The organism is Shewanella frigidimarina (assembly GCF_003797125.1).
GTDB lineage: Bacteria > Pseudomonadota > Gammaproteobacteria > Enterobacterales > Shewanellaceae > Shewanella > Shewanella frigidimarina.
In genome coordinates this window covers 931663-956959 of the sequence record NZ_RKKE01000001.1, presented here as the reverse complement: position 1 = coordinate 956959, position 25297 = coordinate 931663, and the positions used below count along the sequence as shown (strand labels likewise).

The 25297-nt window shown below is 40.1% G+C and carries 21 protein-coding genes; 9 read left to right on the top strand and 12 right to left on the bottom strand.

Annotation, left to right across the window (positions count from 1 at the left end):
- Positions 1–99: 99 nt before the first annotated feature.
- Positions 100–2184 carry a protein-disulfide reductase DsbD family protein gene (locus tag EGC86_RS04265; RefSeq protein WP_123776723.1) on the top strand — a complete coding sequence of 695 codons (2085 nt, stop codon included), beginning with the start codon at positions 100–102 and terminating at the stop codon, positions 2182–2184.
- Positions 2185–2929: 745 nt separating this feature from the next.
- Here EGC86_RS04265 and EGC86_RS04260 read toward each other — a convergent pair.
- The 3 genes from EGC86_RS04260 to EGC86_RS04250 form a co-directional block, all read right to left on the bottom strand.
- Complete coding sequence (locus EGC86_RS04260) at positions 2930–3925, bottom strand: DUF4382 domain-containing protein (protein WP_123776722.1); 996 nt, start codon at positions 3923–3925, stop codon at positions 2930–2932.
- Positions 3926–4552: 627 nt separating this feature from the next.
- Positions 4553–8509, bottom strand: a complete 3957-nt coding sequence (locus EGC86_RS04255; protein WP_123776721.1) for an NACHT domain-containing protein — start codon at positions 8507–8509, stop codon at positions 4553–4555.
- Between the two features lie 60 nt (positions 8510–8569).
- Entirely contained in the window at positions 8570–9625 is a 1056-nt protein-coding gene (locus EGC86_RS04250; protein ID WP_123776720.1) for a nuclease-related domain-containing protein, read from the bottom strand.
- Positions 9626–9864: 239 nt separating this feature from the next.
- Here EGC86_RS04250 and EGC86_RS04245 point away from each other — a divergent pair, with 239 nt between their 5' ends.
- Positions 9865–10101, top strand: coding sequence for a helix-turn-helix domain-containing protein (locus EGC86_RS04245; RefSeq protein WP_011639071.1), 237 nt, complete (start codon positions 9865–9867; stop codon positions 10099–10101).
- Between the two features lie 64 nt (positions 10102–10165).
- On the opposite strand, the gene EGC86_RS04240 is transcribed toward EGC86_RS04245, so the two are convergent.
- Positions 10166–10654: a TIGR00645 family protein gene (locus EGC86_RS04240; RefSeq protein ID WP_011639070.1), complete on the bottom strand. Its 489-nt coding sequence runs from the start codon at positions 10652–10654 to the stop codon at positions 10166–10168.
- Between the two features lie 319 nt (positions 10655–10973).
- Between EGC86_RS04240 and EGC86_RS04235 the strand changes: the two genes are divergently transcribed.
- Positions 10974–11375 carry a hypothetical protein gene (locus EGC86_RS04235; protein ID WP_041413238.1) on the top strand — a complete coding sequence of 134 codons (402 nt, stop codon included), beginning with the start codon at positions 10974–10976 and terminating at the stop codon, positions 11373–11375.
- A gap of 515 nt (positions 11376–11890) precedes the next feature.
- Positions 11891–12640, top strand: a complete 750-nt coding sequence (locus EGC86_RS04230) for a class I SAM-dependent DNA methyltransferase (protein ID WP_011639068.1) — start codon at positions 11891–11893, stop codon at positions 12638–12640.
- A gap of 285 nt (positions 12641–12925) precedes the next feature.
- On the opposite strand, the gene EGC86_RS04225 is transcribed toward EGC86_RS04230, so the two are convergent.
- The 4 genes from EGC86_RS04225 to EGC86_RS04210 all read right to left on the bottom strand — a co-directional run bounded on the left by EGC86_RS04225 (position 12926) and on the right by EGC86_RS04210 (position 16893).
- Positions 12926–13204: a hypothetical protein gene (locus EGC86_RS04225; protein WP_011639067.1), complete on the bottom strand. Its 279-nt coding sequence runs from the start codon at positions 13202–13204 to the stop codon at positions 12926–12928.
- A 196-nt stretch (positions 13205–13400) separates the two neighbouring features.
- Complete coding sequence (locus tag EGC86_RS04220; RefSeq protein WP_123776719.1) at positions 13401–14522, bottom strand: alpha/beta hydrolase; 1122 nt, start codon at positions 14520–14522, stop codon at positions 13401–13403.
- 44 nt (positions 14523–14566) lie between these two features.
- Positions 14567–15337 carry an SDR family oxidoreductase gene (locus tag EGC86_RS04215; protein WP_123776718.1) on the bottom strand — a complete coding sequence of 257 codons (771 nt, stop codon included), beginning with the start codon at positions 15335–15337 and terminating at the stop codon, positions 14567–14569.
- 89 nt (positions 15338–15426) lie between these two features.
- Positions 15427–16893: a flavin-containing monooxygenase gene (locus EGC86_RS04210; RefSeq protein ID WP_123776717.1), complete on the bottom strand. Its 1467-nt coding sequence runs from the start codon at positions 16891–16893 to the stop codon at positions 15427–15429.
- Positions 16894–17126: 233 nt separating this feature from the next.
- Between EGC86_RS04210 and EGC86_RS04205 the strand changes: the two genes are divergently transcribed.
- Entirely contained in the window at positions 17127–18128 is a 1002-nt protein-coding gene (locus EGC86_RS04205; protein WP_123776716.1) for an AraC family transcriptional regulator, read from the top strand.
- 156 nt (positions 18129–18284) lie between these two features.
- Here the strand turns inward: EGC86_RS04205 and EGC86_RS04200 are convergent, their stop codons facing one another.
- Complete coding sequence (locus EGC86_RS04200; protein WP_123776715.1) at positions 18285–18899, bottom strand: excalibur calcium-binding domain-containing protein; 615 nt, start codon at positions 18897–18899, stop codon at positions 18285–18287.
- 308 nt (positions 18900–19207) lie between these two features.
- On the opposite strand from EGC86_RS04200, the gene EGC86_RS04195 reads away from it, so the two are divergent.
- Both EGC86_RS04195 and EGC86_RS04190 read left to right on the top strand, forming a co-directional pair.
- Entirely contained in the window at positions 19208–19594 is a 387-nt protein-coding gene (locus EGC86_RS04195) for a carboxymuconolactone decarboxylase family protein (RefSeq protein ID WP_123776714.1), read from the top strand.
- 155 nt (positions 19595–19749) lie between these two features.
- Positions 19750–20262 carry a hypothetical protein gene (locus EGC86_RS04190; RefSeq protein ID WP_123776713.1) on the top strand — a complete coding sequence of 171 codons (513 nt, stop codon included), beginning with the start codon at positions 19750–19752 and terminating at the stop codon, positions 20260–20262.
- A gap of 33 nt (positions 20263–20295) precedes the next feature.
- Here the strand turns inward: EGC86_RS04190 and EGC86_RS04185 are convergent, their stop codons facing one another.
- Positions 20296–21189, bottom strand: coding sequence for a DMT family transporter (locus EGC86_RS04185; RefSeq protein WP_123776712.1), 894 nt, complete (start codon positions 21187–21189; stop codon positions 20296–20298).
- A 146-nt stretch (positions 21190–21335) separates the two neighbouring features.
- Between EGC86_RS04185 and EGC86_RS04180 the strand changes: the two genes are divergently transcribed.
- Positions 21336–21827 (top strand): MarR family winged helix-turn-helix transcriptional regulator, encoded by a 492-nt coding sequence (locus EGC86_RS04180; protein ID WP_123776711.1) that lies wholly within the window; start codon positions 21336–21338, stop codon positions 21825–21827.
- A 167-nt stretch (positions 21828–21994) separates the two neighbouring features.
- Here the strand turns inward: EGC86_RS04180 and EGC86_RS04175 are convergent, their stop codons facing one another.
- Both EGC86_RS04175 and EGC86_RS04170 read right to left on the bottom strand, forming a co-directional pair.
- Positions 21995–23479 carry a mannan-binding lectin gene (locus EGC86_RS04175; RefSeq protein WP_123776710.1) on the bottom strand — a complete coding sequence of 495 codons (1485 nt, stop codon included), beginning with the start codon at positions 23477–23479 and terminating at the stop codon, positions 21995–21997.
- 372 nt (positions 23480–23851) lie between these two features.
- Positions 23852–24103, bottom strand: coding sequence for a DUF2999 family protein (locus tag EGC86_RS04170; RefSeq protein WP_123776709.1), 252 nt, complete (start codon positions 24101–24103; stop codon positions 23852–23854).
- A gap of 436 nt (positions 24104–24539) precedes the next feature.
- Between EGC86_RS04170 and EGC86_RS04165 the strand changes: the two genes are divergently transcribed.
- Positions 24540–25271 (top strand): hypothetical protein, encoded by a 732-nt coding sequence (locus tag EGC86_RS04165; RefSeq protein WP_123776708.1) that lies wholly within the window; start codon positions 24540–24542, stop codon positions 25269–25271.
- The last annotated feature ends 26 nt before the right edge of the window (positions 25272–25297 follow it).

The following is a 25297-nucleotide window of genomic DNA, read 5'->3' as shown; positions in this document are numbered from 1 at the left end:
TATAGCTCTCATAATAATAGAGAGCTAATTGTGACGATGTTAAAAGTGGTGTGATTCAGTTTCTCATTTAAAAAACAGAGATAAGACAGAATGCGTAGTATGAAAATTTTTGTTGTATTAATGGTTTGGTTGACGGGTTTGGTTTGCTCACTTCAACTCATGGCAAATGAACAAAATAACAGGCAGAGCCTTATTTCCGTTTCTATAATGACCAGTTCGGAGCAACCCGCTGCGGGGGGCACTCAGGATATTGCGTTAAAAATGACGCCAAAAGAGGGCTGGCATGGCTATTGGACTAATCCTGGTGATGCTGGATTTTCCAACACGTTAAATTGGACCTTACCGGAAGGAGTAACAATCGGTGAGTTCGAATATCCTGCGCCAAGCCAGTTAGTCACCAGTGATATTATGAATTATATCTATCACGGCGAATATGCCTTGCTTGCACCGTTAACCATAGATCAGAATATTGTTAACGGTACTCAGCTACCCATAAAGCTCAATATTAGCTACTTGGTATGCAATCCCCAAACTTGTCTACCTGAGCAGCAAATCGTTACCACTATGATTGTTGTCGGTGATGGAAATCGCTCCCGTGAACATCAAAACCAATTTAACCAATGGCGACAAAAGATCCCTAAACCGCTGGATGTCAAAGGTGCGTTTTCAATTGAAAATAGCAAGCTAACGCTTTCCCTTCCATTGCCAAGTTCTATTGATACGGCGGATGCTCATATTTATCCGCTTATTAATAACACCATCATAAACAATGCTTCGCAAGTATTAGTTCATCTTGATGATGTGTTAACCATGCAAACTCAGGTAGGTGACGAAGCAGGTAAGTTATTTAAAGGTGTCTTAGTGTTATCTAATGGTACGGCGTTGAGTTTTGATGCTCATCAAACCGATCATGTTGCGTTTATCCCTGATGCTAATGTAACTGATGCCCACTCAGAAAGTAAAAATAGCAGCACTACAAATCAAAGCACCTGGTTGATTGGTTTAACTGCATTCTTTGGAGCTATTTTAGGAGGCTTATTACTTAATATAATGCCTTGTGTTTTTCCGATTTTAAGCTTGAAAATTTTAAGTCTTTCTCATCAAAGTTCAGAGAAACAAGCAAAAATTGGTTCAGTCGCTTATACCTTAGGTGCAGTATTGGTATGCGTAATACTTGGAGGCATAATTTTAGGTTTACGCGCACTTGGACATCAAGTCGGGTGGGCGTTTCAGTTACAAAGTCCAGGGGTAATAGCTGTACTAATTGTCTTGATGAGTGCCATAGGTTTTAACTTGGCAGGCTTGTTTGAAATAGGCACATTAACTTCGGGTTCTAGCTTGCAAGACAAAAAAGGACCTGTCGGCGATTTCTGGACTGGCGTGCTTGCTGCATTTATTGCAACACCTTGCACCGGACCGTTTATGGCTACAGCGTTAGGAGCAGCATTAGTGCTACCAATTGGAATCGCGTTTGTGATTTTTGCAGGCTTAGGTTTCGGTATGGCGTTGCCGTTCTTAATAGTGGGTTTTATTCCTGCGTTGCGCACTCGTTTACCTAAACCTGGTAGTTGGATGGCCACCGCCAGACGAATTCTATCTGTACCAATGTTTATCACGGTACTCGGTTTAGTGTGGGTTTTAATGCGTCAATCAAACAATGATTATGTTTTGTCGGTACTTGCTGCGACGATGTTATCGACATTTGGCTTATGGGTAACTGGTATTTGGCAGTATTCGCAGCGCAAAGGAAAATGGTGGCCAAGTATATTGCTTACCTTAGTGCCACTGTATGCCGTTATCTATTTGATGCCAAGTACACCATCTACAACCCCACAGCATGAAATTAGTTCAAATGTTATCTCTTTCGAGCAAGATAAATTAACTGAACTACGATCTAAACAGGATGTGTTTTTATATTTCACAGCTGACTGGTGTTTAACGTGTAAAGTGAATGAAAAAACATCGATTGATCGTGATGAGGTAAAAGCGGCATTTACACAACACAATGTAGTGACGATGGTTGGCGACTGGACCAATGGTAATACTCTAATTACCCAGTTTTTATCACAACATGGGCGCTCTGGTGTACCTTTGTATTTATGGTATAAAAAAGGTGTTGATAAACCACAAATTCTCCCACAAATATTGTCCCCATCAATATTAATGGAACAAGTAACAAATTAACGGTTAATAAATCGTTAACTTTAATCATTATCGTTCATGAGTGATGTTTAAATATTCTAACGTGGTGGCTAATATCTTTTGTCCACAACGTTAGATGTGAGGATGTAGTTGATTAGCTATTTTGACCAGGACCTTGAGGTTATTCGTAAATCAAAACTTGCGGTCATTGGAAAATTTGGCTAATTCATTTGTAACTAAATTAGTATTTTAACTGACTTATTACTGTCCAATTACGTGTTACGTTTAGATTTTGATAATTGATGTAATGGCACATGTTTCAACTATATAACTTAAATGATGGTACATTTCCTTTAACATCATGTGGAGAGAAATCAGTTAAAAGCTTTATTTCAGATGATAACTTACATAGTTAGGGGCTAGAAATTGATTAACTCGGACGTTTGATTCGTATTTAAACTGACTATATAGTTAATACCAGATTTGATTAAATCTATTAAAGAAATCACTATGGGTCAGGGGAATAAACCATGTATAGGAGAAGATTAAACTCTGTTTTTCAACAAGAAAAATAACAAAATCATTAATACTCTAAAGTTGAGGCGGAACTTGACCTCTTTTGGTTTTAGTCACTTTATATGTAAGGCTTCCGCTCAACCCTTATCATGATGGAGCAGAGTATCTGCTCATATTTCGATTTAATGATAATCATCATTATCGTTAACATGGCTTACTATCTTTTTTGGTCGTGGAGGCTCCCAAGTGAATGGGAGCCTGACTCATTTAGCTAGCCGCCATGGTGTCCGTGATGACCACCATTGCCGTTACCGCACTCATGTACTGTCTGCTGGCCTCCCTGTGTTCCTGCTTCTATAGTGATTGAACCAGAATCTTTAAACATAACAAATTGGCCACTAGTCATATCATCGTTGACAGGGTCATCTAAATGACCTAAGCAGCTGTAGCCGACCCGATAGTTTCCCGCTGGCAAATAACCCATGGCAAAGTGCCAGTTGCCGTCAATATCCTGCATCATAGGACTTACCGCAGTCGGTAGAGTTACCCCCTCAGGAGGATTGTTTCTCATATCCGTCATTTGATCAATATTAGTTACCTCTTCAGGATACAGATAGGCCATGTGACTAAATTGTCCCCCGATCGGAGTCCGGTCGGAATAAGTTGTCTCGCAATCGGCAATCCATTGAGGATCTACTTCACCCAGCAAGTGGCCCATATAGCGATTATCAATGGACCACATCGCTTGATGACCTAAATGGTATTCTCCTTGTTGATATGAAAGGCCACGATACAAGTCAATTTCCATGGTGATAGAAATATGCTGGCCAGCTACTATTTCAAAATCTGAAACTGGAAGTTGTCCATCGGCTACATACAAACCGTGTCGACCCTGGCCATCTTCAACATAGCAGCCGTCATTGCCATCGCCCTGTTGGATGGTGACATAGGCATCATGGTACTGACCTAGGGGTAAGTCGATATTATCGACTACAAGATGGCTGTCCATCCCCTGAAAATCGAGTAGATTAAACGTCATATCCTGTAAATCATGTCTATGGATTACGCCCTCAGCATCAGTCATGACCAGTTCCCCCATGACCATACCAACATGAGAAACTCCAACCATAGGTGAATCAGAAATAGCTAAAGAGAATTGCCCCTGAGGTAATACTTGTTCTGCTACCGTCACAGTACTATTTGAATCACTCCCGCATGCGCTAAGTAAAAAAATCGAGGATAACAACATTGTTCTACAAATCGTCATAAAGCCGTCCTGAGTATATGAAATTAATCTAATAATACCCACTAAGAGGTGGTTCTGGTGGTTTGTTGGATATAAATGTGACTCAGAACAATGTATAAAATTAAGCCAGTGCTGTTAATGAATGAAAAACGTAATATTTTCATTCAACTACACTGTATTCAAAGACATGGGATTAGGGGATAACGTCTAACAAGTTATATTCAAAGCGAGTTAATGGTAGCAACGACCCGTTCCAAATCTAATCTGCATAATCTTGCTTTTTCTAATCAATTTTCATGATGCAATGGTACGATAATAATGGTTAGCAATTCAGGTGAATTACTCAATCAAATATACTGCGGGTATAATCAGGGGTATCTGAATTACGACTTTGTATTAAGTTTCATAAAATCAACAGTTTGATTTTAAATAGGCAGCATGATGTAATCTAGCTTGTCTAAATCGGTGATAACTGCGTTGCTTCACCACTCGTTTATGAAAAACTAAACGTCGTGGTAAAGCGCCTTGTTCTAACCCGATTTATCCTGCGCTATATACATTGTCGTTCTCAAGTCTAAAAGCTTAGTGCTGAATTTCTTGTAAAAGAATAAAGAAAGCCCCGATACTTAACAGTATCGGGGCTTTTGGTTATTGGTTATTAGGCAACGGTTCAAGATCTAAAACAAAGATTTCTACACGTCCTTGTTGAGTTGCTAGGTTATTTTCCTTGAGCATTACTCGTAACTCTTTGGCACATATAGGCTTAGTTTTACCTTTACCGGGAGTCTTTAATTTTTTATTCGATGGCTGATCTTGACCAAACCAAAGTACTAAATAAATGCCACGACCTTCAGCTCGCCAATCTTGTGTATAAAGTCTATCTAGCTGTGTATCTGCTGCATGCCATAGATCTTTATGCCACTGTCCTTTAACTTCAATAGGGAGTCTTAGTTGATCGACTGAACAAGTTATATCAACTTCTTTGTCATTTGATACGTGTTGCTCTGGAGTATATTCAATACCTCTCACTCCTTGGCGAAGTAATCCAATTAATGCGCTACTACAGCGTTCTTCTTTGTGAGCATGTTTTTTATCATCATAGAAAACACAACGGCTATCTACATCGTCACTTTTAATTCTTGCTTGAACGATTTCCAACTCTTCAATAATTAACGCTTGGAGATCTGCCATTGATTTAGGAAGAGTATTGCAAGTGATTGCCTTGATTGCAGCTAATGGTGGTGGCGTATAGTTAGCCTCAACAACAAGGCGATGCTGTTCGGCAGCTATAACTTTTATCCACGATGTGTAGCTATCTTCTGGTGCTTCTCGTAATCGTCTTATCACTCTAACTGCTTCTATATCTGTAGATTTTCCTATACGTTCAATAAAGGAGTTTATGAATTGACTGGCATCCCAAGCATTATTAGAGCCGTACATTTCTTCATTTTGGAGCTCTGCAGTAGGCCATAGAGCCCTAAATTTTTGTACTATCCATTCACATTGGGCAAAACTAAGATCTAAAGGTGAACTGTGTCTATAGTGACCTTGTATTAATTTGCGTAACAGCCAAATAAGCTTCAAGTCGATCTGGTTGCCTAACTTTTCAGTGATATTTTCAAAATCAGCAATAAAACAGACCGCATCCCAAATGGGGCGATGAGTTCTGTTTTTAAGTTCTAGATATTCATCAAGTAAACTTCTTAATTCATCAAACTTATATGAGTAAACAAGCCTCTGAATTAACTCATTTTCTGAATTTTCATGAAGAGTCTTAAACCGTTGTAGCCATTCAAGCGCTAATTGATTACAGGCATTTTTTTTATTGTCATCACGCATAAGCTCATAAAAGCCTGAAATACTTTCTTTATTAGCTTCAAGTTGTGGTTCATAAAAACGTCTTGTGGCAGCTTCCCAAAGTCCACGCGTATCTATTTCTTGTTCAACGAACTTTGTTAAGCCAAGTTCATTGATTCCAGCGAGTTGTTCGATATGAGAATGATGACGTAATGAAAATAATACCGATAATATTACATCATCGGGTAGATCTTTAAGTTCCAGCCGTTTTCTTACGCGTTCTGCAACAGCTACGATAATGATGTATTCAGCATTATATTGTTTCCTATCTTCTCTAATTTTAATTATTTCATGGGATGAAGGAAAGAAAGGTTTTTTAGTTAAGTATGCTTCAAAGCCCTCAAAAGCGGCTTCACTTAATTCATCACCAAGCCATTCTGCAATGCGTTCATGTGCAGGAAGTTTTTGTCCAATATCACGAAATAGCTTTAAATATGCTTTAGCAGGTTCGACTATTTCTTGATAGTTGCCAGCTTGCATTTGACTAATCTGAGGTTGATACTGCTGTCGATGAATTTCATGCTTTTTGGCTATTTCCTCTTTATATTTGGTGCTGCGTTCTTCTTGTTCAATTTGCCACAATGGGACCAGTGGCGTAGCTAGGCTCGTTAACCATTCAATAGCGGCTTGTTTATTCTGAGCAAACTTTTGCGCTGTTTGTCTTAATTTACTTCCCTCTTCACCATCATGGTAACAGAGCTGTATCAAATCTCTCCAACGCTGTTCAGTTTCATCATGCTGATCCAAAGTATTTAGAAGTAAAATTAAATCTTGCTCTGTAGTAACCAAAGTGGGGAATGAATCTGTAAGTTTATAAGCTCGTTCTCTAATAGATTTTGTTGACGGAGAGTCAAGTAACACCCATTTTTGAATTGCTAGTTTTAGTTTTTTATTCTCTGATATAACTATATTGAGTTCTTTTAGGTTATCTCGATTGTACGCATGTGAACTATGTAATGGACTCAACCAAGTCCAAATTCTTTCAACTTTAACTTCTGTATTTTTTAGTTTTCTCAAGATTAGATGATGGGTAAAGTCAGTAAGTTCATGATCTCCTGAACGCTCGTGCCACTTACCTATACTTGTGAGTGTATTAGCAAGTAAATCTAAAATGTTGCCAATACGGTCTACAGGTAAACTCCTCTGAATTGAATATAGGATTCCAAAAGCGTGCTCTTTACTACCAGCATAAGCAATTACGGTATCTACGATAAGTTTGTCTTCAACATTATTGAAATCAAGGTACTCAATTGCCTCAATTACTATACGTAATGAGTCTGCATCATTATATTTGTATAGTGAATTTAATATAGTTGGCATATTAGTTTGGGCTTTGCTATCAATTAAAACTTCTAATGCCGTACTTCTAATAGCAAAAGTATCTTTTCTATCTAGTGTTATCTTTTCTAAATCTTCAGCTAATTGAAGGCTGATTTCAGTGCTTAGGAATGCTTCAAGTAACAGCTTACGCAACGCAAATGGAGTTTTTTGGGAGATGACTAACTGCTTTAATTCATCAAAAAGCTCATCATGGATTAATCCTCGAACAGAATATCTTTTCCAATCTCGAAAATGAGAATTTTCATCCGCTAACTTTTGTAAAGCGGTCAAAAGAATACGTGCTTGATTCACAGTAAGTACGTCAGCATCACCGTATTCAATAAATCCCATTGGGTCATTTTCGATAATAATAGGCTTTAGTGTATGGTCTTGAGCTAACCAAGCATGAATACCTCTCAAACTGGCTGGTACTAAACCATCACAATAAAAAAGCGACAGAAACCGTCTTTTGTTAGTGCCTGAGTTTGAATGTTGAGCTAACCATTTCGCTCCAAGGTATTCACCTATGCTGCGATGTAGATAGCTAAATCTATCCACTCCACAACTTTTAAACAACCGCGTTGCAATAACATCATTGAGAGTTTCTGCATTGGGTAGTGTGCGTATATCTGTAAACGATAATTCGCCTTCTTCAACATTGGCAGCAGCCTTACGAGTTAAAGTCTCGTTACCAGTCAAAATTAAACTAGCAAAGGCCGCTCCTGAAGCGTTTATCGTTGTTTCTTTATCAAGCTGAGTTTGAGCTTTAATGTCATTATGCTCACACCAGAGTACATCAATAGCTCGCTCAAATAGTTCACTTTTACTATTGGGTAAATCACCTTTTTTAGCTACTTTAGAAATTAACCCAAGTGTTTGAGGATTTCCCAGTAATTGATTTAAACCACGAGAATTAAAATGTTGAATGACGGCCTTGGATTGTATATCCCCTAATGATAGAGATAAAAAGTTCTGGATGTCGTTATCACTAAAAGGCATTAAGTGAAGCTCTATTGGCTTCTTTGAGTAGTCTTCAGTAATAGATGCTACACCTGTAGCACTTTGCCAGTCTTCGATTCGACATGACAAGATAAAAGCTGGATAGTCTAGCTCTTGAAGTTTCTGAAGCACGGAGTCTACTGCTGCACCAGCTTTTTGAGAGCTAACTTCATCTAAGGCATCTATGACAAGAACACGAGCATTACCAAGGATAGTGCATGGTTTATTACGGCGAATGAGCTGCCTGGCGGTGCAAAATTGATACTCAGCATGCTCACTAAGTCGTTCAAGCAAAACAGACTTTCCCATCCCAGCATCACCTAAAATAATCAAAGGTTCTGTAAGATTTCTTAACTCAGTTTCTTTGAGCTCTTTAGGTCCATCTTTATGTTTAAACCAAAGGGTTCTTTCTACACTATTTTCGATCATATTTGTGCCAGTTCCTATGGTAAATGGGATCTCTAAGGCTCTGAGTTAACTTTCTACCATCTAAATTATCTGCTTTTCAAACCCGCAATCCACACAATTCAAGGTGTAGGTTTCTTTGCGCTTAGTGACTTTGGTATTTTTACTCTGGCATTGTGGGCATGGTAATTTCATCGATGTATTTTTGCTGCATTGGTTGCAGTTGATGTAATAACCGAACTTGCCATACATGGGTGTGTATTGTGCTGATTCGCCACAATGTTTACAGCTTAGTATCGGGTGTTGGTCTGGCGTTAATGCGACAACCGCTACTGATGCAAGTATTGCGGCAGTAGATTGAGCTAGATGATGAGTGGCCGCAGATGCTGGCTCTAACGTTAGTTCAAGTTCTGGCTTAAGCTTTGGTGCATATGGTCTTGGTTGGGTTTGCTTTAGTCCCACCGGAGCATTATTAGCTTGCTGAGTATTTGAGTCGATATGTTGGCTAATAAGAAATTGGCCGATTGAATCGAGTTCCCGTTGGCTAAAGTCTGGTCGAGTGTCGGTGACGCTGACCAAGCGGATCAGTTTGTGTTTAAGATTCATGATATTTTTGAGTTCGTCGACCAAAAATTCAGTTTTATACAGTTTGTCCGAAATCTCTTTGGGCATGGGTTTTCTGTCGATCACAGCATTACTGGATACCGCACATAAATAGTGCCAACAACGTCCATTGAAGCCTTGCTGCTTTATACCCAGTAACTTACTTAATATGTCATTCCTATGATGCATGAGCATTTCTTTCAATAAGGCTTGTTGCAGCTCAACTTGCTTGATGGGCGAAGACATACCTGACCATTGACTGTTATAGTTGCGTGTCCACTCGCCTTGGTTGTTCACTTTAACGTGACCTTTTATGCTTTTTGATTCAATGAGCACGAAGCCATAGGTGTATACGATCAAGTGATCAATTTGAGCCGTTTCATCATTAAAGCTGAATTTGAAGTCGTTGATAACCAGTACTTCAGGGTTGTCTTTAAATGCGCGGCGTAAGAAGAAGGCTACATCCTGTTCTTGTTTTTGACCGGCAATCGTTTGCGGCGTTTTGGTCATTTGTAGTGTTTTAGTTTTAAGAATCATTTACCAACAGCATCCATTCATAACTTGATAATAATCAAGCTCATAATATCTATGATGCTGATGAAAAAGCCAGTGTTAATTTTAAAAGTATGGCGTAATCGATTCGATAGTGTAACAACCTACACTTATAACTCATTTGGCAACTTAGATAATTAAAAAGTGTACTTAACTACACTGTTGTTGATCTTGACAGGGGAAATTACAGTAAAGTGTAACAAAGTACACTTTGGACTAACGTGATGACACCTGCACTCAATCAACAATCCTTGGGTTTACTCATTAAAGAAACCAGAAACAATGCGGCATTGACTCAAGATGTGGCGGCGATGCTGTGTGGCGTGACCAAAAAGACCTTAATCCGTGTTGAGAAAGGCAATGATGTTTATATTTCGACAGTGTTCAAAATTCTTAATGGTCTGGGGATTAGTATTGATGCAGCGCAGAATCATAACGCTGATCCTAAAGTGTGGTACTAATCGATAGTAAATAAAAAGCCCTGATGCTGTTATGTATCAGGGCTTTTTATTTGGAGATGGATGGTTACTTCCTAGTAATTTTATCCAAATATCCCATGGCGAAGGCCGATAATACAAAGGTGATGTGGATGAGCAAATACCACATGATTTTGTCGTTCGCGATATTTTCGGCATTCATAAAGACTTTAAGTAGGTGAATAGACGAAATCGCGACTATAGACGCTGCTACTTTATTTTTTAGCGAGCCTGCGTCCATCTTGCCAAGCCAGTTGAGTTTCTCGCTGTTTTCGCCCACATCAAGCTGTGATACGAAGTTTTCGTAACCTGAAAACATCACCATGATGAGTAGGCCACCGACTAAAGTGATGTCGATTAACGATAGGGTGATTAGCACCAAATCAACTTCTTTTATCGAGAAAATATTGGGGATAATATGAAAGATCTCTTGAAAGAACTTTATGCCTAAGGCGAATAAGATTAGGCTTAATCCCAAATAAATCGGCGCCATGATCCAGCGCGATGCATACATCAATCTTTCAAACACTTTTTCCATTAAAAATTAATCCTTCAGATAAAATACGTAGAAATAACTCAAGTCACTCATTCTAAAACAATAACAAAATGAACGTTAATTGCGCCGACATGCAGTGGCACACGTGATGATGTGTTGCCTGTACACTTTGCATAATGCACAGTGTATTGCATTATGTTCTTAGTGGTCGATATTTAGTGAGGGCAGAGTAAACGTTATTGCCGTCTAAATCATCTATTGTCTATTCATCCCAGACGTTTTTAATCTAAGCCTCAGGTTTATTGATTATACTGTTTTGCTTGGGTATGTATTTCAACACTTAAAAGAGAGATCTATCATTATGGATAAACCTACCAACGCGCCTCGTAAAATGCCTTGGGTTGCGATAAGTGTCATAGCATCCATAGTATTGCTGTTTGGGCTATTGCTAATGCTGATGCCCAAGGGGTTTACGTCTAATCTTGAACAAATTGGTACGGGCAAACCTGCGGTAGTATTTGTCTATGATCCTAACCTTGTTTCAAGTATTACCCAGACTGAGCAGATGAATGAAGCTCGGTCTCATCTTGGTGATAACGTGTACTTTCTGCTTGCTAGAACAGCAACGCCTGAGGGCGATGCGTTTATCGCCAAGCATAACGCACGAGTAACTGAACTATTCCTCTTTGATTCAGCTGGAAGCCTAACTGAAAGACAGCTTGCGGTAATAGATGCGAATGAGCTGATGCGATGGGTACGTTAGTCATTTTAGCGCGATCGCCATCTGTGATTAGCGAGAGAGTAAGTGAGGGAGTCAGTTGAGAGAGTAAGTGGGTCTGCTTTAACGTTTCATCTGACTTAACGCGGCAATAACTGCGTTGCTTCAACACTATTTTAAAAAGCCCCGATACTTAACAGTATCGGGGCTTTTTAATATCTGAATGGGTAAATAGTATACAACGCTACACTTTATGGCTGGTTTACGGTTTGGCATTACAAAAAGTGTATGTAAGTACACTTTTTATGGGATGTGTAGGATAAATGATATTCCAAACTGTTTAGTACAACATCCTGATTAATTGATGATTAAAAAAAATGCTTTGTGACTTAACGGTATAGGGGGTATTTCTAGCATTTTTGCGAGAGAAGACTCGCTAGATTTTAGTCGTTAGCTATTTATCATGTCTCATTGCTTATTTCTCACTCCTTATTCCTCCATTGTGCAATTTGATATATGATGCGCCACCCTAAATTTGCCTATGTCGCTGATCCCTTTTTATGTCTACCAATGCCCTCTATACCGATTTATCCGGTTATTACGATTTAATGTGCTGTGACATTAATTACCAGCAGCAAAGCAATAGCATCGTGCGCTTGCATCAGTTTTTGGGTAACAGTGGTAAACAGCATTTAGATTTAGCCTGTGGAACGGGGCCTCATGTAAGGCATTTTATCGATTTAGGGTTTCAAAGCAGTGGTCTCGATATCAATCAACCCATGCTCGATATAGCTATGCGTCGTTGTCCTGAAGCGCAGTTTAGTTTGCAAAATATGACTGAGTTTTATGTAGAAGAAAAACTCGATCTTATTACCTGCTTTTTGTACTCCATTCACTACTCACAAGGTATCGAGGCACTTAAAGCCTGTATTGCCAGTGTGCATAAGGCATTAAATACCGGCGGCTTGTTTTGTTTTAACACCGTTGATAAACATAAAATCAATAACAAGGCGTTAGTGAGACACAGTGCCGAATTTGAAGATAGTCAGTTTGTGTTTGAATCGGGTTGGCATTACAGCGGTGAAGGTGAGATGCAATCGCTCAATCTAAGCATTGGCAAAACCCAGTTTGATGCGACGCAGTTATGGCAAGATTCGCATGCGATGGTCGCCACTAGCTTTACTGAACTTGAAGCATTGTTAAGCCCGTATTTCGATATTCAAATATTTGAACACGATTACGACAAAATCATCCCTTGGGATTTAGCATCTGGCAATGCCTTATTTGTGTGTACGAAACGAGAGATTTAGTGGTTAAGTTTTTAGCTGCTATTCACTAAGGTTTTTAAGCGATAATGCTTATAAGCCGGAATGAAACGTTGATCTTTAGATTATAAATAAGTGGTTCGGACGAATACTTTTAAACATGAACCATTAAATTGCGAAAGTCGAATTGGAGTGAGTGGATTCAATTTAGTCGCATGCCTGTGGAGCTTCACCAGCTTTCAAATACCGATTTTTATAGACTAGAATTTATAAAAATAAGTATTTGAATGTGGTCAGCCATCATCATTAACAATGGCTGTTGATGGGGTTTTACTGTGCGGTATCAGTAAATTCAGCTTGAACCTTGTCTAATTCTTGCTGATTTTTAAGCTCAACTTGTTGCTGTTTTTTAATGCTGACTTCTTCTACTAGTGCCGCTTGTCTTTCTTTAAGGCTGTGTTTCTCATCTTTGGTCAGAAACTTAAACGCTTTTTCATTGGCAAGTGCATACGCAACGACATCTTCGCCTTTTACTCTGCGTTCATCCACTCGTTTTGAAAAACGATCGTTATCTCGAGCTTTACGCTCTTCGGCATTTAACTTACTCATTGGTGTATCCTCATTAGTTAATCACGGTAGGGGTCACTACGCTCAGTCAAACAAATGAGAATTGCACATTCATAAAGCTGATCGGCGCATTTTAGCATAAGTTGGCTTGTTAGCCTGTAATACATGGCGTCTGAGTAAACTTTATCATCTGTTGGTGGTTTCTAGAGTCGGTTCTGCTGTCAGTTACCTATAACGATCATTCATTAAAGCTGTTTAATCCCATTGCTATGTTATGAGTGGCTTGTTTGGCGCGCGCGCTGAGTTTTGTGATTGAAATAAAGCCATGCATGCAATCATCAAAATGCTGGTGTTGGGTGTTGATGCCTGCCGCTTTTAGGCGCTGCGCATATGCAATGCCATCATCCCTTAATGGATCGTAACCTAGGGTTAAGATGTAACTTTTTGGTGATTCGCTGATGTCTTTTGCTTGTAGTGGACTCACTAATGGCAGAGTAACTTCGTCGAGAGAGTGTAAATATTTTAACCTGAAATAATCCATTAAATCGCGGGTGAGTATTAACTGTTTATTGAAACGGCGATAAGACTCGGTTAAGCCTTGTAAATCTACCATTGGGTAGATTAAAAACTGAAATGCGGGTGTTACTTTTGCCTGTACTGGTAGTGATGTTTGCAGTGAATGTAAACCGATGATACACGCTAAATACCCTCCAGCGCTGTCACCACCTACGCCTATGTGTTGTGGATTAATATTAAGTTGTTGATGGTTGGTGTTGATATAGTTCCACGCTTCGATGGCATCACAAATCGGGATGGGGAATTTATGTTCTGGGGCCAATCGATAACCGACTGAGATAATGTTCATGTTGCCATGTTTAGCCAGATAGCGGCAAAAGTGATCGTGAGTGTTAATACTGCCAATAACGCCGCCGCCACCGTGAAAGTACACTAAGGTTTTTTGAGGTTTGGTGGCGCTGGGATGGTAGATGCGAAGCTTTATTCTGTTGGCGATGGTATGGCTGCTATCGCTGGCGCTATGTTCGTTCAAAGGAATAGTGCCCAAAAGAGGAGTGCCAGTACTCACCGGGACCGTTAAATTAATCACCTTATCCATTTCAATTTTAGTCAGCCCCAGTACTCGGTCCATCGCTAGAAATACATATCTGAATAATGTGACTGGCAACTTGTATAGCGGCGCTAATGATAACCACTTGGCAACCATTAATTGTTTCGCTTCAAGCTTGGGCGCTTGTAGACGTTTGCCTTGTAGCGGCTCGCCTTGCAGTGGTTCGTTTAGTGATGGCTTGTCAGTTGATGATTTGTCTTGTGACAATGGTGTTGGCTTATTCACGTTATCCATTTCTATGGCCTTTTATTATTGTTAACTGATTAGAACCGGATGTTTTATCGACTTAGCCACTTCATCGCTAGGCGATTGATAAATGCCGGTGATACGTTACTTAATCTATGCAATAGGCCATAAAAAACACTGACTGTTCTATGGGTTTTAGGCTGTTTCACTTGTTTATCAATCACAGCGACTACGTGTTCAGCAGTGATATTCACGCCGAGTCGTTGCATGACTTTGGCGCTGTTTTTCTGTGCCTTAAGCATATTGGTTGCCACAAAGGGCGGCATGACATCGCATACACTGATGCCGTATTTTTTCCACTCAAGTTCCAGCGCCTCGGTCAGTGCTTTTACGGCAAACTTACTGGCCGAATAGCTGGCTAATTCTGGTACACCATAATCGCTACTGGCTGATGACATGTTGATAATAGTACTTGTGCCGGAATTTTTTAAATATGGCCATGCAGCATGACACAGATTCATGACCCCGATGACATTGACACTTAATGTGCGCTGATGATGTTCGATAGGGATGTCTTCAAAGGGGCCTATTTCCAATATGCCGGCATTATTAACTAATATAGCCAAGCAGTTATTATGTTCCGAACAAAATTTAGCCATGGCGTGTTGTACTTGTGAGAAATCACTGACATCTAGCTGAAACAACCGTACTCGAGTTCTGTCCCATATTTCGGTGGCTTGTGTTAATTGCGCCAAATTGATGTCGGCCATACCGACCCAATAGCCCTTTTTGTGAAAGTGTTTTGCCGTCGCTAAGCCAATGCCAGAAGCTGCGCCGGTAATAAATATAGTGTTTTTATTCATCATAAACCTGGTTGTTTCTAGTATGAGTCAATCAGCACGAGTGAATCAATACGGGTGGATATGTAAGGGTGAAAAGGTGGATAAGCCAACTAAAATGATCGGGTATTAAGGTGTTCCATCTGCGGCTGTTTCATTTCATCAACCCATCGCTGCCAAGTGTAGGGCCATAAAATTGGGTCGCCATCGGCATCTAAATACCAACTTTGGCATCCTCCAACCCAGCTAGTGCCCTTTAACCCTTCCTTTACGTAGGCATTAAAGTCGTCAATGGCTTGTTGCTTGGCTTCAAACTCATCAAATTCATGCTCACGCCATTTATCGATCAGTTTAATAACGTAGTCAGTTTGAACCTCGCTCATGGCGATAACGGAGAAGTTACCAATAGGTGTGTTGGGGCCGAGCATTAAAAAAAAGTTAGGATAGTCGCTGAGTAACATTGAACGATAGGCTTTGATTTTATTAGCCCAGGCTTTATCAATGTGCAAATTGTTACGCCCAATGAGATTCATGGGGCGCATAAAATTAAATGCATTAAAACCTGTCGATAACACCAATACGTCTAGCTCATGGTGTTTACCGTCTTTAGTGATAATGCCTGTTTCAGTTATGCGCTCAATGCCTTCTGTTATTAACTCAGCATTGGGTTTTTGAATGCCTTTATAAAAGGTGGTGTTGATAATGACCCGTTTGCAGCCCACTTGATAATGAGGTCGTAGCTTTTCGCGTAAGGTTTTGTCTTTAATGCTTAATCGTAAGTTGGCTTTACACAAAAAATTTAACGCATGCTTTTGGATAAAGTGCCCCGTGACTGCTTTGGTAAAAAAATGTTCTAGAAAAAACTTGCCCATATTGCGATGAATTTTGGTGATGATGGGAAAGCGAGCCATTAACTTTCGGCTGGTTTTTGAAAAAGTAAAATCGGGCAGATGCATTAGCCATTGTGGTGTGCGCTGAAAAACTGAAACCTTAGCACCGGTTTTAATCAATTCGGGTATGGCCTGTGCGGCCGTTGACCCAGTACCGATAACTCCAACACGGGTAGAGGCGGATATGTCGACATTGTGATTCCATTGGGCGGTATGAAATACAGAGCCTTTAAAATCGGCTAATCCAGGAATGTCTGGAAATTGTGGATGATGCAAAATGCCGGTGGCGCACACAATAAAATCAGCGACGTAGGTTTGCTGTTGGCTGGTTTTTACCGTCCATTTGCCATTGGCATATTGTGCATCGGTAACGGCTTCGTTAAAGCGAATGTCTCGTTTAACATCATATTTATCTGCTACGTGCTCAAAGTATTGTTTAATCTCTGGTCCATGGGCAAAAAAGCGGCTCCAATTTGGATTAGGTTCAAATGAATAGGTATACATGTGAGCGGGTACATCGCAGGCAGCTCCAGGGTAGGTATTTTCTCGCCACGTTCCGCCCACGCAGTCTTTTTTCTCCAGTACTAGAATATCGGTGATACCAGCTTGGCGCAGTTTAATGTCCATTAAGATGCCCGTCATACCTGCACCAATGATCACCACAGTAGGATTTCGTTTAACTTGGGTCATGACGCCCTCTATTATTATGGTTATTTGTCAACGAGCTTGGTTGTTTTGATTAGCTTTTGTTGTTAGCCATCTCTATTTTTACTTGTTACGTTGAGCATTAATTTCTCAATAGCGGATCATTCAACAGTTGTTAATAAATTGTATTATCTATCCAGCATAGGAAACTATTGTTCATTGATCTACGCGCTAAAGGGACGTATATTTGTGATTTTAAGACATGGCAGCCTTAAGTTATGACATTTCGCAGCATTACCAGTGTGCAAATAATTGTGTTCTATGGCATTGAGCAGGGAATTGAGCAAGAGCGGTTGCTGCAAGGGTCTGGTTTGGTGGGCGCCCAATTAACCGATCACGAGCAATTGGTTGAAGAAAAACAAGAATTACAGGTGTTAAATAACCTCATGCTCAATACTTCATGCCCATTCAAGGTTGGAATGGAGTTAGGTTGCCGTTATCACCTGACCAGTTATGGCATCATGGGTTATGCTCTATTGGCGAGCAGTACTGCGAGAAAGGCGATTGAATTAGGCTTACGTTATCTAGATTTAACCTATGTTTTTTCACAGATAACATTAACTGAGCTTAAAGATGATTTATCTCTAAGGTTCTCATGCGACATTCCTGGTGAGTTAGGTGAACTGGTGTTAGTTAGAGACATGTTGGGCGCTGCGATGATCCAACGAGAAGTATTTGAAAGTAACGACTTACCGATAAAATTGCAGTTTACGTCGCCTCAGCCCGCAGGCTTGTCACTCGAAGATATAAAGCAAAAACTGGGTGCTGAGATCCAATTCAATGCTAGTTATAACGGTTTTACTGGATTAGCACCGCTATTAGATCTGCCATTATTAAAAGCCAATGAAGCCACCGTCAGATTATGTGAGGCGCAATGCAACCAGCTACTGCAACAAAAGCAAAACTGGAAACCTGTTGCTAAGTTGGTAAAAGACACCTTAGTACACTTAGGCTTAACAGCATCAATGGAAGATATCGCCCAGCATTTAGCTCGAACGACTCGCACTTTGCATCGTCAACTAACACTAGAACAAACCAGTTGGCGCCAGGTGCGTGACGATGTGCGTTTTGGCATAGCCGAAGCGTTATTATTAACGCCGATGCAACTTGATGAAATAGCCGAACGCCTTGGTTTTAGTGATGGGGCCAATTTTAGCCATAGCTTTAAGCGCTGCAAAAATATAACCCCAAGCCAGTATCGAAAGCAGGCGAAAAAATAGCGATAGCCGCCTGTGCTAAATAGATAAAGGCTAGCTGGAACCTTATGCCTGAAGCCTAGAATCTAAAGACTCATACCTAAGGTCTAGGATTTAGCACTCTAGTGCCCAAGCAAGCGGTTAGCCAGAACCAGCTTTCTATGATTCATTCCTTAATGTTTAATTACAGAACTGCCTTTCACATGGAACTCCGTCCCCATCACCATCCATTTCAGTTCCTGGACAGTTACGGATATAAAAGGTTGCTTCTGCACATGAGCGCATTTGGCTGCAGTGTGTTTTACCAGCTTCGCATCTGAACTGAGGTTGTTGATTGATTAGGCTTGGTTTTGACACGGCTGGTGTCCACTCCATCTGTTCAACATCTGCATTGGTCAGCACTGGCGTTGCGGTCATTTTTTGATATTGTTTATAACCGAAAATACCAACCCCAAGCAGAATAATAAGTATGATCAAACGGCCAAGCACGGGACTTGAGCGGTAGTTTTCGTCATGATGAGATTGACTGTTTCGATGATGTTGACCAGTGTGAGAAGCAGGACGAATAGTATTAGACACAACTGCGACGCCTTCAATACTGGCTTTTACGGCTTTGACTTTGCCATCGGGTTGGTTCTCGCGATGAAATAGTATCTCATCGCCAACAATAGGCTTTCTGGCCATGTGCTTTAGGGTTGAGATGTGAATAAAGACATCTTGATTATCACCGGTTTCTGGCTTGATAAAACCAAAGCCTTTTTCGGTGTTCCAACGAACTAACGTGCCTCTTTCCATGGCGATACCATTCCTTGATAGTCATTAAGTTAATAAAAATCATGATGTAGAATCATGCTTTTAAATCAGCAACATAATACCTATAACTACAGTGTTTTAGCCAGTAATTTGATTGAGTTTTTAGATAGAGTCATAAAATATATCCGCCACGCTTACCTGCTAAGGTAAAAACTGAATGGATATCGACTTGGGCACATTATCAACTGACTGCAACAAAAGCGTGGTGTTATTTAAGATTAAGTTTAACGTGTATATAGGCAGGATTATTTTGATGAATTAACCAAAGGTGAAAACAGAGGGGGCCACAGATGAATGATGAACAATACCAAAAAGGGCTTGAGGTACGTCGCCAGGTGATGGGGGACGCTTATGTCGATAAAGCGCTTAGTAATGTCACTGATTTTACTCAACCATTGCAAGCGTTAGTCACTGCAAATTGTTGGGGAGAAGTGTGGGTGCGAGATGCTATTTCTAAGCAAACGCGCAGCCTAATCACTATTGCAACATTGGCAGCATTAAAGGCGCCAACTGAATTAAAGGGCCATGTTCGAGGGGCATTACGTAATGGATGTTCTATTGAAGAAATTCAGGAAGTATTGCTGCATTCAACCGTTTATTGCGGCATGCCGGCTGGTATCGAGGCTTTTCGGGCAGCGAAAGAAGTCATTGAGGAATGGCAGCTAGATAATAGCTAGCTGAATGACATGTTTATACTTTGGGTAAAAATATGCTGCAACGGTTACATTTGGTTGTAAATGCAGTCAATTTTTATCTGAATTTGGCAACAAGCAATCCATTTGCTGTTTGCTTGCGTACAACTGGATAGGTTATTTATCAACAAGGATTACAGATGCGTTTTTTAATGATTATTGCTGTTGTACTGCTGAGTGCTTGTAGCACCAGTTATCCAAACCAGGCTATTACAGGGCAAGATTTTCCGTCGGTGACAGGACAAACACTTGAAAAAGAGTCGATGGCTTTACCTGATGATTTACAAGGTAAAATGTCGCTGTTGTTGATTGGTTACAAGCAAGATTCACAGTTTGATATTGATCGCTGGTTGATTGGCCTAGACATGACCCAAACTCAAGTGGCGGTATATGAAGTGCCGACCATACAGGGCTTGTTTCCTAGAATGTTCAGTCCTCTGATTAATAATGGCATGCGTGCAGGCATACCTAAGCCATTATGGAAAGGCGTGGTCACCATCTATAAAGATGGCGACCAAGTACAAGCCTTTACCGGTAATGAAAATCCCAATAATACTCGAGTCGTGTTACTCAATGAGCAAGGTAAAGTCATTTACTTTTATGACCAAGGCTTCTCTGTCGATGCACTCAATCAGTTAAGAGCTCTGCTTTAGTTACTCGTTTTAGTTACTCACTCGATGGCTCGCTTAATCGCTTGCTATCGCACGGAGCTTTTTTTGGCGTATTAGCTGAATTAATGTTGGCGCGATAGAGGCTAAAATCATTCCGCTCATCAATAAATATTGATGTGGAGTGTATGATTCCCCCATTAATACTAGGCCACAGACGATGCCCGCTATTGGGTTAGCAATGCCGCCAAAAGTAAAGTCGACCACCGACATACGTTGCAGTAACCACACATACATACTGTAACCGAGTACGGTATTGAGCAAGATTATCCAGCTTATACCAAAGCCATTAGTCAGACTAAATTGGCTGACCACATCGATATATTGCTGTGGCGAAAAGAGTGCCTGAATACCCGCAAAAACGAATAACAATGTGCCGCCGATAATCAATTGCCAGGTGAGTATCGTCCACCAATGAATGCGCGACCCTAACGCTTTGGTCATCGTGCTGCCGATAATAATGCAGCTGATTGCGGCAAACATTGCGGCCAATCCTATGGGGTTTAAGCTAATGGATCTTGGGTCAAACAGCATCCAAGCTAAGCCAATTAACACCGCGCCAGATAGTGCTTGTAGCAAGTTAGGACGTTTTTTACTGACTACCCAATGAAATAACATTGCGAATACCGGCACTGAAATCATCCCGATGCCAGAAATAGCCGATGGCAGTGTCAGTGCCATGATAAAAATCAAACTGAAAAACACCGCAATATTAATGGCACCGAGTTTAATTAAAATAGACCAGTCGGTTTTTTGCGGTAGGCTCGGTTTAATCGCCAGTAGAATCAGTCCTGCAGGCAGCGCACGAAGGGCACCGAGTAATAATGGTGGCCAGTCTGGCAAAGTAAGTTGGGTCATCGCATAAGTGGTACCCCAAAAGAATGCAGGGATCATAGCCAGTAAAATATTCATAAACTACCTTTGTGTTAAATATCTTTACGTAAAGATAAGTGCCAATTCTGGACTGATAAGTTATCTTTGTAAAGTACCTTTTTATGAAGTATCTTTACGTTAAGTTTTTAAGCTGTGTTATGAGTGCCAAATGATAAGGTTGAGGTATGGAGGATATTGATAGAGTTGTAGCGCAATGGGACGAACAAAAGCCGCATTTAGATACTGAGCCAATGGCGATTCTTGGGCGTTTTTTGCGTTTGCAAAAACACATAGAGGCTGAAATATCAGCTTGTCATAAGCAGTTTGACCTGACTATGGGTGAATTTGATGTACTGGCGACATTAAGACGTAATGGTAAACCTTACACCTTAACCCCTTCGAAATTATTATCGTCGATGATGTTAACGTCTGGCGCGATGACAAATCGTTTAGACAAGCTTGAATCTAAAGACTTAATTGCACGGGTACACAGCACTGAAGACAGGCGCAGCGTATCGGTAGCTTTGACTAACAAAGGCCTTGCCATTATAGATGGAGCGATTGAGGAGCACGTACGCATTCAACACAAACTGGTGGCAAGTCTTTCAGATTCTGAACTGCCCGAGCTCAACCAATTGTTCAAAACCTGGTTAGCTGGTTTTGAAGGCGATCAATAGCGGCAGAGATCTGATAAAATCAAAAACGGCCAGCGTCTTAAGATGCTGGCCGTTTTTTGTGCATTTTGTAAAAATGCCAAAATAAGTTTTATAGCTATTGTTTGTATTACTTAGTCATGGCGACTATTAGCCATACCTGCATCATTAATCAACCATATTCTACAGCATTATGCTCCACAGCAGCCACAAACGGTTTGAGGTAATTGCATACCTGTGCTGGCACTTTGGTTTGTCCATTGACCATTCCATTTCAGTTTTGAGGATGAATTAGTACAAGTCTTAGGGCATTCAGCTTTAGCTTGTGCCTGACTATTAATCGTAGTGGCTGCCTGTACGTCTAGGCACTGATTAGAACCGATAGCAATATCATCAAATATATGGCTTAAACTGTTAGATGTTGTATTGCTACCATTGTTTTCTGTACCAGTATAGTTATGACAACCAAAGCAATTAGATATAAATTTAGCATTAAGATCGACAGATTGATATTCAGTTTCTGCCACAGTATTGGCTAAGCGTAACGAACCTCGTTGATTGCCAATTTCTGAGTCTTTGCTAATGTTGCTCACCCATAAAGCGCCCACATTGAAGTAGTTCGATAATACTTTAAAATTACCCGTTAAAAAGGGCTGAACATTGGCATTTAGTGTACTAATACTTTGGGTGTTTTCATCGTAATTACGATCTCCTTCGGCTGAACCATAAGCATACTCGCGACAGATTGCTGAAGCTGAACCTGTGATCGACTGACTTGGTGCAGGATTGTTGAATCGACACTGAACTATTCCTAAAGCGTCTTGATTTTTTAAGTCAGTTGTACAAGCTTTACTAGCAAAAGACCAAGCGGTACTTGTTTCTGCAGAGCTACAATCTGGTGCGTTTACCTTATGTTCAAAGGTGGCCCAAACAAACTCAGGGTGATTTGGTGTGGCAACCGCAAGGTGAAAGCCGATCATGCCTAACTTAGTGGTACTAGTATTTTTTAGTTCTGGGGTAATGTTGGCATCCATAGTAATGAATTTGCTCGGATCATCGTTGGCACCTAATACTTTCCATGCGGTTTTTAGTTCTGTTGTTCCGCCTGGAAAATTTTGTTGCTGCTGAATTTTTTTAACATCACACATATTTTTACTGAATCGAACATCATAGTACACAACATTGCTATTTTGGTCGTAAATAGTGGCTCCGCCTCCAGCTTGGCCGATACGTTCAGGAATAGTAAAAGTAGTGCCATTTTCTTGGGGTTTTGTTGAACGAATAAAAAATACATGTGAGTCATGTTTATCATCGCAAGAGTTGGCTGGATTGCCATCAGTATTAACCTCTAGCTCGTTAAACTGAGTAGAGTCCTGAAAGTTAAGTACCTGAAGATTAGTTTTCGAGGAAGCCATTAGGTATGCAAAAGATTGCCAAGAGAACTGATAAAAATCACAAAATGAACTGTCCCCAGGTCCATTACTCTGCTTCACTTCAGTGGGTAAACTGGGTTGGGAAAACCAACTAGAGTCAGCACTACAATTAAATGAATTAGTAGCTGATACTGCTTTGTTGGTAGTTGTTTCACTTGATTCTGCTCGGACACTATTTACTCCCGATACGCACAACAGCGCAGCGCTCAAGAGGGTGCCTATATTCCTTTGATAATATTTCATATTCTATTCCTTTATGTAAATAGTTCACATTGACCTTAAGGTAAATTTAACCTGTAAGCCTTTGCTGTCCACACGCATGAGTTGTCAATATAGTCAGAATGACTTACAAATAATCTTCTGATAATATTCTTGTTTAAAATTAAATAATTACTATTTGAATTTAAGTAAAGGATGTGGTTTTAACGGAGACGTGAGCTATTTGATATCAAGATATATGAGGCTGATTGTCTCATGCGGATGTTTAACGTGTGTTTACATTATTGATAAATTAGATTGTATTTGCTCGAGATTAACATCACCAATAAAACAAAAAACGGCCAGCATCTTAGATACTGGCCGTTTTTTGTTAGTGCATTTTTAATAGCTTAGTGCTTATGGTTGTAGCTGGGCTTTTGCCGCTTCAACTTTTGAAAAATCTAAGCCAAGTTCTACCACAGCTTCTTTGATCAAGGCTGGGTTTTGCATCACCATGCCCATCAACTGTTGTAGCTTTTCTGCAGGAATACCTAATTGACCAATAGTTGCCATTGCTGCGAATGGGTTTTCAGTTAACGTCTGGAACAACTCATTAATTTGTGCGTCACTGATATTGTGTTCTTTGAAGATGGCAAGAATCGGGTTCATTGCTATACCTTGTAATGTTAATTGACTAAGTTGTGATTTTATCACGTTTTCATAATACTGGTGCAAGCCTCATTATCTATTCATGATAACTGTCGATATGATTGATGTATTGTTTACGGCCTCAGAGTCGCCGCTACTATTAACGTCAGTCTAGTGATTCAGTCTTGTAGCTCCGCTTCATGACTCTATCTTAATTGCTCTGTCTTATTACTCTACAAAATATCAACTACTTGAAATAACTACATGAATAAAAATCTGCAATAATTCATAGGCTTATTCATGCCTGCTTGGTGTTGTGTTGAGGGATTATAGTGATAGTTCATCATGCCTATATTAACGGCGATGCATTATTGATTGAGTTTACAATATTGGCGTTTATACTAAGCCCAGTATGGCATGGTGCTGTATGTTTCGTTTAACTACACGGATGTTTTATATGGATATTGTTACCCTTTGTGTTGCCGTTGTTATTTCTCAACCGTTAATTGTGTATTTGGCATTTTATAAAGATACCGGTCTGACAACGAAAAAAAACGAGTTTTATCAATCCTTTTTAGTTATTCCTCCCAGCTTTGCTTTCTTCTATCTAGACCAATACTGGTATGCGTTAAGCTTACTGGCTGCAATCACGTTATTCGGTTTGCTATTGGCCAAAATGGTTAACCATAAGGCAAGCCATCCTATTGTTCGCGATGATCTCATCTCATTCGCTATTGCGTGGTTGATAATATTTGGCATAGGTCATTTTATTGCAGGTTTATTTACAGGCTCAAGTCAAGACACCGCTGTAACATCAGAGGTTACGGCGGTAACAATACAACAAGGAATGTACTCCGCATTATCAATTTCACTGCTTTATTTAGCGATTATGCTGGTGGTATTTTGTGTTCGATTTTTAGAGAAAAAATATATAACCAAAGAAAAGTTTAGCGACTTTTTGCTACTCATTTGTAGTGTTATCGGTGGCGCGCTTCCCGTCATGGGTGACTATTTTATGTTGAGTATGATGCTAAACTTTTTTATTTTGTTTTATATTAGTGGAATAATTATTCGCTTAGATGGGACCGGTCCTTCTAGTGGCGCCGTTGGTTTTATTTTTGCCTATTTATTTATGATGGGTGCAGGAGTTTGTCTATTGGTTAAAGGTGGAGCTTGGTTGTTTGGTTAACCTTTACTGAGTATAAAGCTCATTAT

Coding starts and splice junctions, on each gene's coding strand:
- EGC86_RS04265 (WP_123776723.1), top strand. CDS start 100: ATGAAAATTTTTGTTGTATTAATGGTTTGGTTGACGGGTTTGGTTTGC.
- EGC86_RS04260 (WP_123776722.1), bottom strand. CDS start 3,925: ATGACGATTTGTAGAACAATGTTGTTATCCTCGATTTTTTTACTTAGC.
- EGC86_RS04255 (WP_123776721.1), bottom strand. CDS start 8,509: ATGATCGAAAATAGTGTAGAAAGAACCCTTTGGTTTAAACATAAAGAT.
- EGC86_RS04250 (WP_123776720.1), bottom strand. CDS start 9,625: ATGATTCTTAAAACTAAAACACTACAAATGACCAAAACGCCGCAAACG.
- EGC86_RS04245 (WP_011639071.1), top strand. CDS start 9,865: ATGACACCTGCACTCAATCAACAATCCTTGGGTTTACTCATTAAAGAA.
- EGC86_RS04240 (WP_011639070.1), bottom strand. CDS start 10,654: ATGGAAAAAGTGTTTGAAAGATTGATGTATGCATCGCGCTGGATCATG.
- EGC86_RS04235 (WP_041413238.1), top strand. CDS start 10,974: ATGGATAAACCTACCAACGCGCCTCGTAAAATGCCTTGGGTTGCGATA.
- EGC86_RS04230 (WP_011639068.1), top strand. CDS start 11,891: ATGTCTACCAATGCCCTCTATACCGATTTATCCGGTTATTACGATTTA.
- EGC86_RS04225 (WP_011639067.1), bottom strand. CDS start 13,204: ATGAGTAAGTTAAATGCCGAAGAGCGTAAAGCTCGAGATAACGATCGT.
- EGC86_RS04220 (WP_123776719.1), bottom strand. CDS start 14,522: ATGGATAACGTGAATAAGCCAACACCATTGTCACAAGACAAATCATCA.
- EGC86_RS04215 (WP_123776718.1), bottom strand. CDS start 15,337: ATGAATAAAAACACTATATTTATTACCGGCGCAGCTTCTGGCATTGGC.
- EGC86_RS04210 (WP_123776717.1), bottom strand. CDS start 16,893: ATGACCCAAGTTAAACGAAATCCTACTGTGGTGATCATTGGTGCAGGT.
- EGC86_RS04205 (WP_123776716.1), top strand. CDS start 17,127: ATGACATTTCGCAGCATTACCAGTGTGCAAATAATTGTGTTCTATGGC.
- EGC86_RS04200 (WP_123776715.1), bottom strand. CDS start 18,899: ATGGAAAGAGGCACGTTAGTTCGTTGGAACACCGAAAAAGGCTTTGGT.
- EGC86_RS04195 (WP_123776714.1), top strand. CDS start 19,208: ATGAATGATGAACAATACCAAAAAGGGCTTGAGGTACGTCGCCAGGTG.
- EGC86_RS04190 (WP_123776713.1), top strand. CDS start 19,750: ATGCGTTTTTTAATGATTATTGCTGTTGTACTGCTGAGTGCTTGTAGC.
- EGC86_RS04185 (WP_123776712.1), bottom strand. CDS start 21,189: ATGAATATTTTACTGGCTATGATCCCTGCATTCTTTTGGGGTACCACT.
- EGC86_RS04180 (WP_123776711.1), top strand. CDS start 21,336: ATGGAGGATATTGATAGAGTTGTAGCGCAATGGGACGAACAAAAGCCG.
- EGC86_RS04175 (WP_123776710.1), bottom strand. CDS start 23,479: ATGAAATATTATCAAAGGAATATAGGCACCCTCTTGAGCGCTGCGCTG.
- EGC86_RS04170 (WP_123776709.1), bottom strand. CDS start 24,103: ATGAACCCGATTCTTGCCATCTTCAAAGAACACAATATCAGTGACGCA.
- EGC86_RS04165 (WP_123776708.1), top strand. CDS start 24,540: ATGGATATTGTTACCCTTTGTGTTGCCGTTGTTATTTCTCAACCGTTA.